Annotated in this window: 12 protein-coding genes; 10 read left to right on the forward strand and 2 right to left on the reverse strand. The window is 67.0% G+C overall.

What is annotated here, in order from left to right; translation table 11 throughout:
• Positions 1-8: 8 nt before the first annotated feature.
• From AC3A35_RS09575 to speE, 4 genes are all read left to right on the forward strand, one after another.
• A complete protein-coding gene (locus tag AC3A35_RS09575) occupies positions 9-632 on the forward strand; it encodes an acyl carrier protein phosphodiesterase (protein ID WP_487435824.1) in 624 nt (207 codons plus the stop codon).
• Between the two features lie 58 nt (positions 633-690).
• Positions 691-1,071: an antitoxin Xre/MbcA/ParS toxin-binding domain-containing protein gene (locus AC3A35_RS09580; protein ID WP_487435825.1), complete on the forward strand. Its 381-nt coding sequence runs from the start codon at positions 691-693 to the stop codon at positions 1,069-1,071.
• A complete protein-coding gene (locus tag AC3A35_RS09585) occupies positions 1,031-1,744 on the forward strand; it encodes an RES family NAD+ phosphorylase (RefSeq protein ID WP_487435826.1) in 714 nt (237 codons plus the stop codon). The genes AC3A35_RS09580 and AC3A35_RS09585 overlap by 41 nt, the downstream gene beginning before the upstream one ends.
• A 96-nt stretch (positions 1,745-1,840) precedes the next feature.
• Positions 1,841-2,725, forward strand: a complete 885-nt coding sequence (gene speE, locus AC3A35_RS09590) for a polyamine aminopropyltransferase (protein WP_487435827.1) — start codon at positions 1,841-1,843, stop codon at positions 2,723-2,725.
• 8 nt (positions 2,726-2,733) lie between these two features.
• On the opposite strand, the gene AC3A35_RS09595 is transcribed toward speE, so the two are convergent.
• Positions 2,734-3,852: an NAD(P)/FAD-dependent oxidoreductase gene (locus AC3A35_RS09595; RefSeq protein ID WP_487435828.1), complete on the reverse strand. Its 1,119-nt coding sequence runs from the start codon at positions 3,850-3,852 to the stop codon at positions 2,734-2,736.
• Positions 3,853-4,191: 339 nt separating this feature from the next.
• Between AC3A35_RS09595 and AC3A35_RS09600 the strand changes: the two genes are divergently transcribed.
• The 6 genes from AC3A35_RS09600 to AC3A35_RS09625 all read left to right on the forward strand — a co-directional run bounded on the left by AC3A35_RS09600 (position 4,192) and on the right by AC3A35_RS09625 (position 13,314).
• The gene (locus AC3A35_RS09600; protein ID WP_487435829.1) at positions 4,192-5,139 is read left to right on the forward strand and encodes a TAXI family TRAP transporter solute-binding subunit; all 948 of its coding nucleotides are present in this window, start codon (positions 4,192-4,194) and stop codon (positions 5,137-5,139) included.
• A 103-nt stretch (positions 5,140-5,242) separates the two neighbouring features.
• Entirely contained in the window at positions 5,243-7,279 is a 2,037-nt protein-coding gene (locus AC3A35_RS09605) for a TRAP transporter permease (protein ID WP_487435830.1), read from the forward strand.
• Positions 7,279-7,659: a DUF1850 domain-containing protein gene (locus AC3A35_RS09610; protein ID WP_487435831.1), complete on the forward strand. Its 381-nt coding sequence runs from the start codon at positions 7,279-7,281 to the stop codon at positions 7,657-7,659. Before AC3A35_RS09605 ends, AC3A35_RS09610 begins: the two co-directional genes overlap by 1 nt.
• A 3-nt stretch (positions 7,660-7,662) precedes the next feature.
• Positions 7,663-9,483 (forward strand): sensor histidine kinase, encoded by a 1,821-nt coding sequence (locus tag AC3A35_RS09615; RefSeq protein ID WP_487435832.1) that lies wholly within the window; start codon positions 7,663-7,665, stop codon positions 9,481-9,483.
• The gene (locus tag AC3A35_RS09620; protein WP_487435833.1) at positions 9,480-10,817 is read left to right on the forward strand and encodes a sigma-54-dependent transcriptional regulator; all 1,338 of its coding nucleotides are present in this window, start codon (positions 9,480-9,482) and stop codon (positions 10,815-10,817) included. Before AC3A35_RS09615 ends, AC3A35_RS09620 begins: the two co-directional genes overlap by 4 nt.
• Before the next feature lie 250 nt (positions 10,818-11,067).
• On the forward strand, positions 11,068-13,314 hold the full coding sequence (locus tag AC3A35_RS09625) for a TonB-dependent receptor plug domain-containing protein (protein WP_487435834.1): 2,247 nt from the start codon (positions 11,068-11,070) through the stop codon (positions 13,312-13,314).
• Between the two features lie 37 nt (positions 13,315-13,351).
• Here the strand turns inward: AC3A35_RS09625 and AC3A35_RS09630 are convergent, their stop codons facing one another.
• Positions 13,352-15,049, reverse strand: a complete 1,698-nt coding sequence (locus tag AC3A35_RS09630) for a hypothetical protein (RefSeq protein ID WP_487435835.1) — start codon at positions 15,047-15,049, stop codon at positions 13,352-13,354.
• Positions 15,050-15,189: the final 140 nt, after the last annotated feature.

Genomic DNA, 15,189 nt, shown 5'->3' on the forward strand with positions numbered 1-15,189 from the left:
GCGCGCCGATGAACTACCTCGCCCATCTGCAGTTGGCCCAGGTCAGCGCGACCTCTCCGGCCGGCAACCTGCTCGGCGATTTCGTCAAGGGCGCGGTACCCGATGACCTTGCTCCGGAACTGGCCGTCGGCATCCGCCTCCATCGGCGTGTCGATGCCTACACCGATGCGCATCCCGAGCATCGCGCCGCGGTGGCCAGTTTCGAGCCGCCATGGCGGCGCTTCGGCGGCATTCTCGCCGACATGCTGTACGACCATTTTCTGAGCGTGCACTGGTCGCGTTTCAGCGCCCAGCCACTGCCGGCCTTTCTCGATCACAGCTACGCGGCCGTGCTCGACAGCCGGGTCGAGCATCCGGTGCTGCTGCCCGACGGCTTGCCCCGGCCCTTGCGCCGGATGGCGGAACAGGACTGGTTGTCGGCCTATGCCAGCGTCGACGGACTACGCCAGGCGCTCGACGGCATCGGCCGCCGTCTGCGCCAGCCGGTCGCCCTCGGCGACGGACTGGATACGCTCGATGTCCGGCAATGGCGCGCCATCGAGGCGGGATTCCTGCGCTTTTACCCGCAACTGATGGCGTTTGCGCGGGACGAGGCGCTTGCGATCGGCGCGCCACACCTGCAGGGCAAATGAGAATTTGTTTCCATGGAAATAATGATCTACTATTGTTTCTATGGAAAGGAGGTGTGCGATGCCTGCAATCGCCCGGCAACCTGCCGGCAAACCTGAAGCGGCCTCGGTACTGAGCAAGGCGGTGGCGCGTGCCGCGGAGCGTCTGGATGTCTCGCGTGCGCTGTTGGCAAGGGTGCTCGGGGTCAGTCCGGCAACGGTGACCCGGCTTTACAGCGGCAGCTACCAGCTCGACCAGGGGCGCAAGGAGTGGGAGTTTGCCTTGCTGTTCGTGCGTGCCTTTCGTGCGCTCGACTCCATCGTCGGCGACGGGCCCGGCGCGCGCAAATGGCTCAACAGTGAAAACCGCGCGCTCAACGGCCGTCCGATCGACCTCATCCGCAGCACCGAAGGGCTGGTACGTGTCGTCCACTATCTGGACGCCTCCCGCGGTCTCGTCTGAGGCGCGCGCCTGGCGCGGCCCGGTGTGGCGCATCGTGGAAGCGCAGCATGTCGCGTCCACGATGAAGATCGTCGACAGCACGGACGAGCAGGACGTGCTCGAGGCCCTGCTCGAGGGCAGCAAGCCGGCGCCTGCTGCTGCCACCGACAAGCTCGATTACCTGCTCGCGTCACCGTTCCGCTATTTACCCCGACGTGGTGGTTCGCGCTTTCGCGCGGTCACCGATCCGGGCGTTTTCTACGGGGCGGGGGCGGTGCGAACCGCCTGTGCCGAGCTCGGCTACTGGCGCTGGAAATTCCTGATGGATGCGGTCGATCTCGAGCGCATCGAACCGGTCGCGCATACCGCCTTCCGTGCCGAAATTGCCACCGCCGTGGTGGATCTGCGCGAGCCGCCGTTCAATGACAGTACCGGGGTGTGGATGCACCCGCACGACTATGCGGCGACCCAGGCGTTTGCCGGGCTGGTGCGCGAGGCCGGCCTGGGCGGCATTCTCTATCGCTCGGTGCGCGACCCTCTTCCGGGTTGGTGTCTTGCACTGCTGACGCCGGACGGATTTGCCCGCAGGGGCCCGTATCCGGGGGCGCAGACGTGGTGGCTCGCGGTGGGTCGCGACGGCGTCGTGTGGCGGCGCGAGCGCGAGTCGTTCACCTTTGCAGCCGTCGCCTGGTAGGGGGCGCCGACATGCGCATGAACGTCAACCCGAGTCGCCGCCACAGCGCGCCGCGGCCATCGCCGAGGACGGGCATGCGCAACGGGGGGCCGGGCAATGGATGACCGCAATCCGCGTGACGGGAATGAGCTGATCTTCGAATGGCTCAACGATGACGCCGGATATTTTTTCCGTGCCGGACGCCTGATCGAGCGTGGGCGCTCGACGTGGCAGGATTATGAGGTGTGGGACACGCCGCAGCTCGGTCGCCTGTATCGGCTCGACGGCTGCTTCATGAGTTCCGAGCGCGACGAGTTCCACTATCACGAGAACATCATCCATGTGCCGGCGATCGCGCACCCCGGCCCGCGCACGGCGCTGATCATCGGCGGTGGCGATGGCGGCTCGGCGGACGAGTTGTTCAAGTATCCGACCATGGAGCGCGTGGTGCTGGTCGAACTCGACCAGAAGGTCATCGACATTGCTCGTGCGCACCTGCAGACAGTGCACAACGGGGCCCTCGACGATCCGCGACTCGATATCCGGATCGGCGACGGCCTGCATTACGTGATGGAGGACGGACCGGCTGCCGGCGACCGCTACGATCTGATCGTGCTCGACCTGACCGATCCGGTCGGGCCCGCCGCGGCGCTGTACGCCGAAGATTTCTTCCGTGCCTGCGGCGCGTTGCTCGCGCCCGGTGGCGCCCTTGCGCTGCACCTCGGGGCGCCGGCGTTCCAGCCCGCGCGCGTGCGCGAACTGGTGCAGCGCCTGCGCGCGGTGTTTGCGCTGGTGCGACCGTATTTTCTCTACATTCCGCTGTACGGTAGCCTGTGGGGCCTGGCCACCGCATCGGCAACGCTGGATCCGCGCACCATCGCGGCGGCCGAGGTCGACCGGCGCATCGTCGAGCGCGGTATCGGCGCGCTGCAGCATTACAACGGCGAGGTCCATCGCGCGCAGTTCGCGCTGCCCAACCATCTGCGCTCGCTGCTGGGCTGAAGCACCGATCAGGGCGTGGGTGTTTTGGCCAGTGCTGCGACGTGGTCGCCGATGGCGATGGCCGCGGTGAGGCCGGGCGATTCGATGCCGAACAGCTGGATCAGGCCGGGAATGCCGTGCCGTGCGGGGCCGTCGATGCGGAAATCGGCGTCCGCTTCGCCGGGGCCGACGATCTTGGGGCGGACCCCGGCGTAGCCCGGTTCGAGGCGGTCGGCCTCGAGCGCGGGCCACCAGCTGCGGATGGCCCGGGCGAAGCGCTCGGCGCGGGCCGGGTCGACGGTGTAGTCGGGGTGCTCGATCCACTCGACGTCGGGGCCGAATTTGGCCTGGCCCCCAAGATCGAGGGTGAGGTGCACGCCGAGTCCGCCGGGCTCGGGAATCGGGTAGATGAGGCGGGAGAAGGGCGCGCGGCCGCGATAGCTGAAATACACCCCGCGTGCGTAGCGCGCCTGCGGTAGCGCGGCCGCCGGCACGCCTTCGATCCGACCGGCGAGAGTGACCGCGTCGAGCCCGGCGGCGTTGACCACGCAGCGGGCGCGCAATTCGGTCTGCCCGCTCGCTGCATCGCCTACCTGCAGAACAATGCCTTTGTCATCGATCCTGCCGCCGTGCACCGGGCTGGCGAGCGCGAGCATGGCGCCGTGGTTCTCGGCCTCGCCCAGCAGCGCTAGCATCAGGCCGTGGCTGTCGACGATGCCGGTCGAGGGCGAGAGCAGGGCGGCGTGGGCATCGAGCGCGGGTTCGCAGGACTTCACACCCTTGCGGTCGAGCCAGACCAGATCGGTCACGCCGTTGTGAACGGCACGGTCGTGGATCGCCTGCAGCGCTGGGACCTGTTCGGGATGGGGGGCGACGAGCAGTTTGCCGCAGCGCGCATGGCCGATGCCGCGTTGCGCGCAGTAGGCGTAGAGCAGGTCGCGGCCGGCCACGCACAGCCGGGCCTTGAGCGAACCCGGGGCGTAGTAGAGCCCGGCATGGATGACTTCGCTGTTGCGCGCGCTGATGCCGGTGCCGAAGGCCGTTTCGCGCTCGAGGATGATCACCTCGCGTCCGGCCAGCGCCAGCGCGCGTGCGCAGGCCAGGCCCACCACGCCGGCACCGATCACCACGCAGTCGATCGTCTCCATGTCGTCTCCTTCATTGTCTGCTTGCCCGCCATGGCGGATGCGGGTCCGTTCGGGCAACGATTTTTACCAGAACCGGGCCGGCGCCGATATGCGTGATCGCCGGTGGAGCGCGCGTTCGGGCAGGTGGGGTTCCGGAACTCCGGACACGCTGCGCGGGCGAATTCCGAAGTTCCGGAACGAGGCCGTCCCCAGTTTTCGGAGCGTCTAAAAAATACGTTAATAAACAATGTCTTGATGACCATCTTTGCGCTCATCTTCCTGGCACGGCGATTGCGTTTAGGTTCGTGCTCGCAGAAGTGATGAGCGAATACATAAAACTTATATTTCAGGAGACGTTCGATGAAGATCCTAGCGCGCAACTGTCTGCTCGGTGCCCTGATTGCGGTGGCCACCCAGGCCGCCTCCGCGGCGACTTTTGTCAATGTGCTGACCGGTGGCACCAGCGGGGTGTACTACCCGCTCGGCGTCACGCTGTCGCAGATCTACGGTGAAAAGATTCCCGACTCCAAGGTCCAGGTGCAGGCCACCAAGGCGTCGGCCGAAAACCTGAATCTGCTGCAGAGCGGTCGTGGCGAAATCGGTTTCTCGCTGGCCGATACGGTGTCGGATGCGTGGAAGGGCGAGTCCGATGTCAGCCTCAAACCGATGGACCGGCTGCGCGCGGTGGCCTCGGTCTATCCGAACTACATCCAGATCGTCGCCCTCGGCGATGCCAACATCAAGTCGCTCGCCGATCTCAAGGGCAAACGCATTTCGGTCGGAGCGCCGCGTTCGGGCACCGAGATCAACGCACGGGCGATCCTGAAAGCGGCCGGCCTGAGTTACAGCGACTTTGCCAAGGTGGAGTACCTGCCCTTCGGCGAATCGGTCGAGCTGATGAAGAACCGCCAGATCGATGTCACCCTGCAGTCGGCCGGCCTGGGCGTGGCCGCGCTGCGCGACCTGTCCACCGCGGTGAAGGTCAACTTCGTGCCGGTGCCGGCCGAGGTCGTGGCCAAGGTCGGCGATGCGGCCTATCGCTCGGCGGCGATTCCCGCCGGAACCTATGACGGGCAGAGCACCGAGATCGCGACCGTGGCGATCAACAACCTGCTGATCACCCACGAAAAGGTGTCGACCGAGGTGGTGTACGAGATGACCCGCGGCATCTTCGAGAACCTCGACCGGCTCGGCACCTCGCATGCCGCCGCCCGCCAGATCCGGCTCGAGAACGCGCTCCAGGGGCTGCCGGTGCCACTGCACCCGGGTGCGGAGAAGTACTACCGCGAGAAGGGCCTGATCAAGTAAGCCCGCCCGATCCGGGCGCCGCCGCACCGGCACTGCCGTGTTCAGTCGCGGGTGCGGCGGCGCCCGTCCGTCTTGTCCTGTCGATTTCCAGACCGGAGTTCCCATGAGCCACACTGCATCCACGCCGGCCGCCGAGGCGGGCCACGGGATGATGCGCATCGTCTTTTACTGCGCCATCCTGTTCTCGATTTTCCAGATCATCACCGCGGCCTTCAGCCCGATATCCAGTTCGGTCGTGCGCGCGATGCACGTCGGTTTCCTGCTGCTGCTGACCTTCCTGATCTACCCGTGGCGCGGCGGCAGCACCTCGCGCACCAGCCTGCTGACCAAGGCGGTCGGCTTCGGCGCGCTCGCGCTCGGCGCCTACCACTGGGTGTTCGAGGCCGAACTGGTGCAGCGTGCCGGCGAGCTGACCGATGCCGACATGGTGGTGGGCATCGTCACCCTGGTATTGGTGTTCGAGGCCGCGCGCCGGATCATGGGCTTTGCGCTGCCGCTGATCTGTCTCGGCTTTCTCGGCTATGCGCTGTTCGGCGAATACCTGCCGGGCGTGCTCGGTCACCGCGGCTACGGGCTCGACCAAGTGGTGGGCCAACTCGCCTTCGGCACCGAGGGCGTGTTCGGCACGCCGACCTATGTGTCGTCGAGCTACATCTTCCTGTTCATCCTGTTCGGCGCCTTCCTCGAGCAGGCCGGGATGATCCACCTGTTCAACGACTTCGCGCTCGGCACCGTGGGTCACACCAAGGGCGGGCCGGCCAAGGTCTCGGTGGTGTCGTCCGGGCTGATGGGCACGATCAACGGCTCGGGGGTGGCCAACGTGGTCACCACCGGCCAGTTCACCATCCCGCTGATGAAGAAGTTCGGCTATCGCGCTGACTTTGCCGGTGCGGTCGAGGCAACGAGTTCGATGGGTGGGCAGATCATGCCGCCGGTGATGGGGGCGGTCGCCTTCATCATGGCCGAAACGATCAACGTGCCCTATATCGAGATCTGCAAGGCGGCCTCGATTCCGGCGGTGCTGTACTTCTTCACCGTGTTCTGGATGGTGCACCTGGAGGCGGGCAGGGCAGGGCTCGAGGGCCTGCCCAAGTCCGAATGCCCGGACCCGTGGATGGCCATCCGCAAGCGCTGGTACCTGCTCGCGCCGCTGCTTGCGCTGGTGTATCTGCTGTTCTCCGGATTCACGCCGCTGTTCGCCGGCATGGTCGGGCTGGCGCTGACCGTGGTGCTGATCTTCGGGGCCTCGTTTACCAGCCGGCTCAACGGCTTGTCGCTGCGCCTGCTGTTCTGGATCGTGCTCGGCCTGGCGTGCTCGGCGTTCGCATCGGTCGGCATCGTCGCGGTGATGGCGGTGATCGCGGTGCTGGCGGTGCTGCTCGCGCGCCACAAGGATGGCCGGTCGACGCTGAAGCTGGCGGTGCAGTCGCTCGCCGATGGCGCCCTGCACGCGATGCCGGTCGGGGTGGCGTGCGCGCTGGTGGGGGTGATCATCGGTTCGCTGACCCTGACCGGCGCGGCAACCGCCTTTGCCGGGTATATCATCATGCTCGGCGAGCACAGCCTGTTCCTGTCGCTGGTGCTGACGATGCTGACCTGCCTGGTGCTGGGGATGGGCATTCCGACCATCCCCAACTACATCATCACCAGTTCCATCGCCGCGCCCGCGCTGCTCGAACTCGGTGTGCCGCTGGTGGTGTCGCACATGTTCGTCTTCTACTTCGGGATCATGGCCGACCTGACTCCGCCGGTGGCGCTGGCGGCGTTCGCGGCAGCGCCGATCGCCAAGGAGTCGGGGCTGAAGATCGGGGTGCGCTCACTGCAGATCGCGGTGGCCGGCTTCATCGTGCCCTACATGGCGGTGTATGCGCCGGAACTGATGCTGCAGGGTGACAAGGGGCTGGACGCCACCGTGTATGTGTTCTTCAAGGCCTTGCTGGCCGTAACCTTGTGGGGCGTTGCCGTGGTGGGATATTTCCGTACGCCGATGAGTGTGATCGAACGCGTGCTCGCCTTCGTCGCCGCGTCGATGCTGGTGGTGGCGATGCCGATGACCGACGAACTCGGTTTCAGTCTCGCTTCGGTGGTGTTCGGATGGCATCTGTGGCGGGCACGGCAGCTGGCGCCGATGACTTCGTGATGGCGGTCTGCCTCGCAACTGCCGTGGCGGCGGTCAGCCTCGCCGCCAATGCTTTCACCCTGGCGTGGACCCACTCGATCGAGAAAGTGCGCTGGGAGGAGGACTGGAGGGTGGAGGGCGCGGAACTGGTGCTCGATGCGGTGCGGGTGCGGGGCCATGGTGCCGGCATGGAGCCGGCGCCCGAAGCGGTGTTGCGCGACGGGGTGTGGGAGTGGCATCCGCGCACGGCGCATGCGCTGCTGCGTCTCACCCGTTCAGGTTTTACGCCGGATTACGAGTGGTGCACGGCGACGACGTGCGTGCCGCTCGCGACCTTGCTGCCCGCCGATGGCGGCGTGACCGAGGTGCACGCCTGTGCCCCGGCGAACGCGGAGCGCTGATTCGTGCGCCCCCGGCTGCCGACCCTGAAAACACCCGGATTCCGGGTGTTCGTGCTGCTCCTGGTCGTGGTTCCGCTGCTGGTCGCGGTGTATCAGCTGCGCTTCCGGGCCGGTATCGACGAGCTCGACGCCAGTGCCGGCCAGCGCCTCGCCTTGCTGTCGGCCAGCCTCGATGCCGAGTTGCTGCGTTATGAGAGCCTGCCGGTGGTGCTGGCGCAGCACCCCGGCCTGCGCGAACTGCTTGCCCATGCGGACGATCCGCAACGCGTGGATGCGGCCAACCGCCTGCTGGAGCGGGTGAATGAACGGACCGGCGCCGGCATGCTGTACCTGATCGATCCGGCCGGTCTCACCCTGGCGGCGAGCAACTGGCAGCGGCCGGACAGCTTCATCGGCGAGAACTACGCGTTCCGGCCATACTTCCAGGATGCCCTGCGCGGCGAGTCCGGCATGTTTTTCGCGGTTGGCGCCACGACGCGGGTGCCCGGCTTCTTCATTGCCCATCCGGTGATCGACGATGGCCGCGTGGTGGGCGTGCTGGCGGTCAAGGTCGAACTCACCCTGCTCGAGCAGACCTGGAGCGAGAGCGGCGAAACCCTGCTGGTGGTGGACCGCGATGGCGTGGTTGCGCTGTCGTCGCGCAGCGAATGGAAGTTCGGCACGCTGGCACCGCTGTCCGCGGCCTCGCGCCAGACGCTGGCAGCGACGCGACAATACTTTACCGAGCGCCTGGAGCCGTTGCCGCTGCTCCGCCTCGATGCACGGCGGGTGCGCCTGAGCGGACAGGAGTTCGTGCTCCGGGCGCAGGATCTCGGCTGGGTCGACTGGCGCATGCTGATGCTGGTCGATACCACCCCGGCCGTGCAGGCCGCCCGTGCGCAAACGCTGGTGGCGACCCTTGCACTGATGGTGCTCGGGGTGGCTGGCCTGTACTGGGCGCAGCGCGCCCGCCGCCTGCGCGAGCGGCTGGCGGCGCAGGGCGTGCTCGAACGCACCGTTGCCGAGCGCACCGCGGATCTGGCCGCGACCAATGCGCAACTGGTGCGCGAGATCGGTGAACGAACCGCAGCCGAGCACAAGCTGCGCAGTGCGCAACAGGCCCTGATCGAGGCCAACCGGCTGTCGGCACTGGGTCAGGTCGCGGCCGGTGTGGCCCATGAATTGAACCAGCCGCTGGCCGCCATGCGCACCTTTGCCGGCAACAGCCTCACCTTCATCGAGCGGGGTCTTCATGCCCCGCTGGCGGATAACCTGAAGCAGATGATCGGGCTGGTGGAACGGATGGCCCGCCTCACCGCACAGCTCAAGGTGTTCGCATCGCGCCAGCAGACCGTGCACGGTCGGGCGCCGGCGGCACCGACCCTGAACACGGTGACCGGCTGGCTGGCGCAGCGCATCGAGGCCGCGCAGGTCACGCTGCGGGTGCGCACCGAGGACATCGAGTTGCCGCTGCAGGCACAGGCGCTCGAACAGGTGCTGGCGAATCTGATCGGCAATGCGCTCGATGCACTCGCGGGGCAGGCCGACGGCGAGATCGAGGTCAGCATGACCCGCGACAACGCCGAACTGGTGCTGGAAGTGGCCGACAATGGACCGGGGATCGATCCGTCCCTGAACGAAAAGGTCACCCAGCCATTCTTCTCCACCAAGCCGCTGGGGCAGGGCCTCGGCCTGGGACTGGCGATCGTCAGCGATCTGGTCGGCGCCTCCGGCGGGCGGATCGGCTTCCACCAGCGTCCGCAGGGGGGGGCACTGGTGCGCGTATGCTGGCCGGTACAGGATGCCGCGGCGGCAGAGGGGCGTACCGTGGAGCGAATGGAATGAGCGGATCGAACATGAAGGTGCTCTACGTCGAGGATGACGATGCGGTGCGGGCCGCCGGCTGCCAGACCTTTGCCCTGGCAGAGATCGCGGTGGAAGGCCATGACCGTGCGGAAGCGGTCGTGGCAAGACTGGGAACCGCCAGCCCGGTCGTGCTGGTGACCGACGTGCGCCTGCCGGGCATGGACGGGCTGGCCCTGCTGCAGCGGGTGGTGGCGATCGACCCCGACCTGCCGGTGATCCTGGTGACCGGGCATGGCGATGTATCGATGGCGGTGGAGGCAATGCGCGCCGGCGCTTACGACTTCATCGAGAAGCCGTTTGCGCCCGAGCGCCTGCTCGACATCGTTCGCCGGGCGTTGGAGAAGCGTCGTCTGGTGCTGGAGAACCGCGCCCTGCGCCGCCAGCTCGAGCAGACCACCGGCGTGGACGGCCTGCTCGGCAACAGCCCGGGCATGAGCCGGGTGCGCGAACTGGTCGCCGAACTGGCCGATACCGACGTCGACGTGCTCGTGCATGGTGAGACCGGCACCGGCAAGGAGCGCGTCGCCCGCGGCCTGCACGAGTCGGGCCGGCGGCGGCAGGGCAATTTTGTTGCGATCAACTGCGCCGCGCTGCCCGAGAGCGTGTTCGAGAGCGAGATGTTCGGGGTGGAGCCGGGCGCCTACACCGGCGCGACGCGCAGCCGTGCCGGCAAGATCGAACATGCTCATGGCGGCACCCTGTTCCTCGACGAGATCGAGGGCATGCCGCTCGCGCTGCAGGCCAAGCTGCTGCGGGTGCTGCAGGAACGGGTGGTCGAGCGCCTCGGCTCGAACCGGCTGATTCAGGTGGACTGCCGCATCGTCGCCGCGACCAAGGTCGACCTTGCCGCCGAGAGCCGGGCCGGGCGCTTCCGGGCCGACCTCTACTACCGCCTCAACGTGGTCACGCTGAGCCTGCCGCCCTTGCGCGAGCGGCGCGAGGACATCCCCCTGCTGTTCCATGCCTTTTGCCTGCAGGCCGCCGAGCGCTACCGCAGACCGCCTCCGCAGGTGACGCCGCAGGTGACCGACTGGCTGCTGAGCGGCGACTGGAGCGGCAACGTGCGCGAGCTGCAGCACGCTGCCGAGCGTTTCGTGCTCGGGCTCGGGCAGCCCGAGCTCGTCGCCGCCACCGGCCGGAGCCTGCCGCAGCGCGTCGGCGCTTTCGAACAATGCCTGATCGAGAGTGCGCTGGCGAACAGCCGCGGGGATGTGGCCGCCGCCGCCGATGCACTCGGCGTGCCGCGCAAGACGCTCTACGACAAGCTGGCCAAGCTCGGCATCGACAGCGCGGGCTATCGCACCGGAAGCTGACCCGACGTTGTCGGGTTTTTGCAAAAAAACCACGCAAGCGCGAGCCGCCACCAATGCGCCCAAGGTGGGGTCGAAGTGGCTGTTTTTCCCTGATCCGCTGCGCCCGGAAGCGCCGCCGGTCCCGCTCTGGCGGGCGCGCGAGCGTGTTTCGGCGATTGACGCCGCTTGCTTTGGCCACGGATACTCCGGTCGCGGACCGGCCGCTACGGCTTTACCTTACTTAAGTAATAAGAACAAGCAGGAACTCCCCATGCAGTCAGCAGCAGAAATCCGGATTTGCCCGATTCCGGCGGCAGCGGCGCAGGCGCGCGTGCGCTGGTCGATTTCGTCCGTGCCCCAGCTCCGGCGGAGGGGCGCGCCGTTGTACGCGGGATTGCTGGTGGCCGCACTCGGTTCGGTGCCGTCGGAAGCGCTCGCCGTAGTCGGCGAGGACCTTTTTTTCAGCGAACTGCCGATCGTCGCATCGGTCAGCCGTCTGCCGCAACGCCTGGCGGATGCGTCCGCATCGGTCACGGTGATCGACCGCGACATGATCAAGGCCAGCGGTGCCCGCGATCTCAACGACGTCTTCCGCCTGGTGCCGGGCTTCCAGACCTATCCGAACAACACCGACGCGGCGCGGGTGACCTACCATGGCCTCACCGACGAGGACTTTTCGCCGCGGGTTCAGGTGCTGATCGACGGCCGCTCGCAATATTCGCCGCTGTTTCGCAACGGGGTGAACTGGGCGACGCTGCCGGTGGCGCTGGAGGACATCGAACGGATCGAGGTCGTGCGCGGCTCGAACGCCGTGTCGTACGGCTCGAATGCCTTTCTCGGCGTGATCAACATCATCACCGTCGACCCGGCGCTGGTGCGCGGGGTGTCGGTCGGGGTCAATCACGGCAACCAGGGCGTGCGCGACACCACGCTGCGCGCCGGCGGGCGGTTGAGCGAGGCGGGTGACTTCCGCTTCACTTATCAGGGCAAGGACGACGACGGCTTCGAGGACCAGTTCGACTGGCGGGATTCGTTCCGGTCGCGGCTGTTCAATCTGCGTGCCGACTTCTGGCTGAACCAGCGTGATCAACTGCAACTCAGTGTCGGGCATGTCGACGCCACCACGAGGCAGGGCCGTCTCGCGAAGTCCGACGACGACGTGTTGACCGGGGGCGATGATCCGGGCAACCCGATGCGCGACTTCAAGCAGTCCAATACCTACCTGCAGGCGCTCTGGCTGCGCTCGCTCGGCGCGAATTCGGACCTGCAGTTGCGTTACTCCTACATCGAGGACCGGGGCTCGGAGACGCACGTCGAGCGCCTGGACGACCTGGAGTGGAACGGTAACGACGACTTGCTGTACCGGATCGATCAGTTCGGCGATTTCGGGACGCGACACGAACTCGAGGGGCAGCATGCCTTTGCACCTGCGACGACCATGCGCGTGGTGTGGGGGGCGGGCTACCGTCTGGACAGCCTGCGCTCGGAAACCTATCTGCATGATCAGCGCACCGTGTATCGTCGGGTCGGGCGCGTGTTCGGCAACCTCGAGTGGACGCCGAGCACCTGGTTTACCGGCAACCTCGGTGCGGCGTCCGAATACGACTCGCTGGCCGGCAGGAATTTTTCACCGCGGATGGGTGCCAACTTTCACCTCAGCCCCGAGCATACGGTGCGCTTCGGTGCATCCAGAGCCCATCGCACCGGGAGCACGGTGGACTATCGTGGCGACCGCAGGCTGAGCCCCTTCGCCACCGCGGACGGGACCCCGATCCCCGCCGGACAGGTCTATGAGCGCGACTTCTACGGCAATCCGCGGATGGAGCAGGAGAAGATCACCACGGTCGAGATCGGCTACCTCGGTGAGTGGAAGCGCATCAACAGCAGCCTCGACGTGCGTCTGTTTCGCGAGCGCATCCCCAACCGGATGCTCGGCGTAAACCGTTGGCTCAACGACCCCGCGCTCTGCGATGTGCCGGTCTTTCCGGGGCCCTGCGTCGATGCGCGGGCCGATTTCTTTACGCCCATCCAGCGGGTGAAGATCGAGGGCGTCGAATACCAGTGGCGCTGGCAACCGTTTGCCGCCACCCGGTTGATGCTGGGCCAGGCGTTTGTCCGCATCAATGCTTCCTATCTGCCGGAAGTCCTTCCCGGCTCGGGGGTGGTGACGCTCGAGACCGAGCGGAATCGGGACCGGATCATGCAACAGACCGAGCGCTCTGCGCCGCAGCGCTCCACCTCGCTGCTGATCATGCAGAAGCTGCCCGGCGGCATCGACGTGTCGGTCGCAGGCTACTGGGTCGACAACATGAAATGGACCCGAAACAGCGCGGTGGACTTCTACCGGCGTTTCGATCTTCGCCTGGGCTACCCCTTCAATGTCGGCGGGCTGCGGGGCGAAGTCGCCTACACCGCCCAGTCGATCAACGGCGAGCACGGCGAGTTCAAGGCCAGCGGCGATCCTGCCGACCGCGTCGTCGATACCCGGCAGTGGGTGTCGCTGCGCCTGGATCTGTAGCAACTTCCCGGTTCACCACGGCGCAGCCGTGGCGCAGTCAGGCATTCCGGACGACCCCGGCCAGCTCCCGCGCGGGGGTGTCGGCGAGCCTCGTCAGCAGCGGGGTCAGTACGTTCTCCAGGCGGCCGTCGGCCTGAATCATCTCCAGCTGCGGGGAGCCGGGTGCCTGATTCGGCGAAGCGGGGCTCACCGTTCGCCACAAACGCTGGAGCGTGCCGTCGAGGAATGCGCGGTCGGTGGTGGCGTCGATCAGGATCAGCACCCGTTGCAGGGGCACGATGTCGAGCAGTTGCTGCAACTCGTACTGGCAGCCCTGATTGGTGGCGGAGAAACTGCGCAGATCCATCAGCACCACGTCGGCCGAAGCGGCGAGACGGCGCATTGCGCGTCGCCAGGTATTCGCGTGGCAGAAGAACTCGTTCACGCGGTAGCGCCCGTCCGGGTCTGGGCCGAGGGCGCGGGCGGCGAAGCGGCACTCGAGGTCATCGCCGTCGCGTACGAACTGACGCGACAGCCGACCGCCGACGAAATCGAGGAATTCGTGCGGTTCGACCGTTGTGGTGGCCAGGTCCGGTCCGGCGATCAGGCTGATGTCGCCATGGCGCAGCCAGCGCTTTGCGAGCGCATCGAACAAAGTCCCGCTGCGCGCACCGAGTGCGAACACCCGCAGCAGGAGCAAGGAGGGCGAGTGTGCCGGCGCCTGGCCGAGACCGCTCAGCCCCAGGCCGATGCGGGTCACCGCCTTGTAGACGGCAAAGGCCGCGAGGCCGGTGAAGACCCAGATCCACCCTTCGAAGGCAAAGCCGATCGACTGCACCACGCCGAACAGCAGCCACATCGCATCGAGGGTCAGGGCCTGGTCGCTGGTGCGGCGCGCGAGATGCCGGTGGCCGAGCCACTTGAGCCAGAACCATCCTGCCACCGCTGCGATCAGCGCACCGAGCGCCATGGTCGCGAAGAAGGTGGCGGTGCCGCCGAGCCCGAACAGGCTGCCCGCATCCACTGCCGCCCGCATGCCGGCATCGCTGCTGCCGACCAGCGACAGGGCGACTTGCGAGCCGGTGACCGCCACCACCATGAACGCCAGCACCAGCGGCCCCACCGCCCGTACCCGGCGGTGCAGGAAGGCGAGCAACAACACGGTGGCGGGCGCGTTGGTCAGCAGCCAGAACGTAGCGAGCTGCCCGAATGACAGCTCCGCGTTGCGCGCCAGACCATAGATCGCCACCGCGAACAGCATTGCGAAGTAGGCACCGGCCACCGCAAGGCGCTGGCGGCGGCTGATGGCGACGAGCAGGCCTATCCCGAGCGCGGTCGGCCACGCGTAGCATGACAGCAGCCACAGGAAGCGCGACAGCACGAAACCGTCACTGCGGGTGAAGAACAGCCATGCGCCGCCGAGCACCAGCGCATAGGACAGACCGGCCGCGGTGTAGACCAGGGTGATGGTGAGCAGCGAGCGCTGGATCGTGGCACGCGCGGGGGTGTCGGGCTGCGCGGCGGGGTCGATCAGGCGCAGCTGCAGCGCCTCCAACGGTTGCTGCGTGGCGGGGTGGATGACTGCTTCGGCAGCGCTGTCTCCGGCGCCGCCGACCGTCGCCATCGAGCGCAGCACCGCGCGCCGATAGAGCGCCAGCAGCGCGATCGACACCGGGGCGGTGAGGGCAGCGCTCGCCAGCAGCAGGAAAGGCAGCATTCCGGTCGTGATCAGCGTGGCCTGTGAGCTGGCGTACATCGAGGCTCCTCCGGCGAAGTGGGTGACCGGACCGCGACGACCGCGTGGCCTGCCCGGTCGCCGGATTCGCCGGGGGCGTCTTTCCCCCGCAATTGGGAACCGATGGCGGGACCGGATCCGCGTCCGAAATCACCCTGAAT

The sequence above is a fragment of the Azoarcus sp. Soil_N_20 genome (genome assembly GCF_057656155.1).

Excerpts from the sequence above, each read along its gene's own strand:
- AC3A35_RS09575 (WP_487435824.1), top strand. The coding sequence starts at position 9 with ATGAACTACCTCGCCCATCTGCAGTTGGCCCAGGTCAGCGCGACCTCT.
- AC3A35_RS09630 (WP_487435835.1), bottom strand. The coding sequence starts at position 15,049 with ATGTACGCCAGCTCACAGGCCACGCTGATCACGACCGGAATGCTGCCT.
- AC3A35_RS09580 (WP_487435825.1), top strand. The coding sequence starts at position 691 with ATGCCTGCAATCGCCCGGCAACCTGCCGGCAAACCTGAAGCGGCCTCG.
- speE (WP_487435827.1), top strand. The coding sequence starts at position 1,841 with ATGGATGACCGCAATCCGCGTGACGGGAATGAGCTGATCTTCGAATGG.
- AC3A35_RS09595 (WP_487435828.1), bottom strand. The coding sequence starts at position 3,852 with ATGGAGACGATCGACTGCGTGGTGATCGGTGCCGGCGTGGTGGGCCTG.
- AC3A35_RS09600 (WP_487435829.1), top strand. The coding sequence starts at position 4,192 with ATGAAGATCCTAGCGCGCAACTGTCTGCTCGGTGCCCTGATTGCGGTG.
- AC3A35_RS09620 (WP_487435833.1), top strand. The coding sequence starts at position 9,480 with ATGAGCGGATCGAACATGAAGGTGCTCTACGTCGAGGATGACGATGCG.
- AC3A35_RS09605 (WP_487435830.1), top strand. The coding sequence starts at position 5,243 with ATGAGCCACACTGCATCCACGCCGGCCGCCGAGGCGGGCCACGGGATG.
- AC3A35_RS09625 (WP_487435834.1), top strand. The coding sequence starts at position 11,068 with ATGCAGTCAGCAGCAGAAATCCGGATTTGCCCGATTCCGGCGGCAGCG.
- AC3A35_RS09610 (WP_487435831.1), top strand. The coding sequence starts at position 7,279 with ATGGCGGTCTGCCTCGCAACTGCCGTGGCGGCGGTCAGCCTCGCCGCC.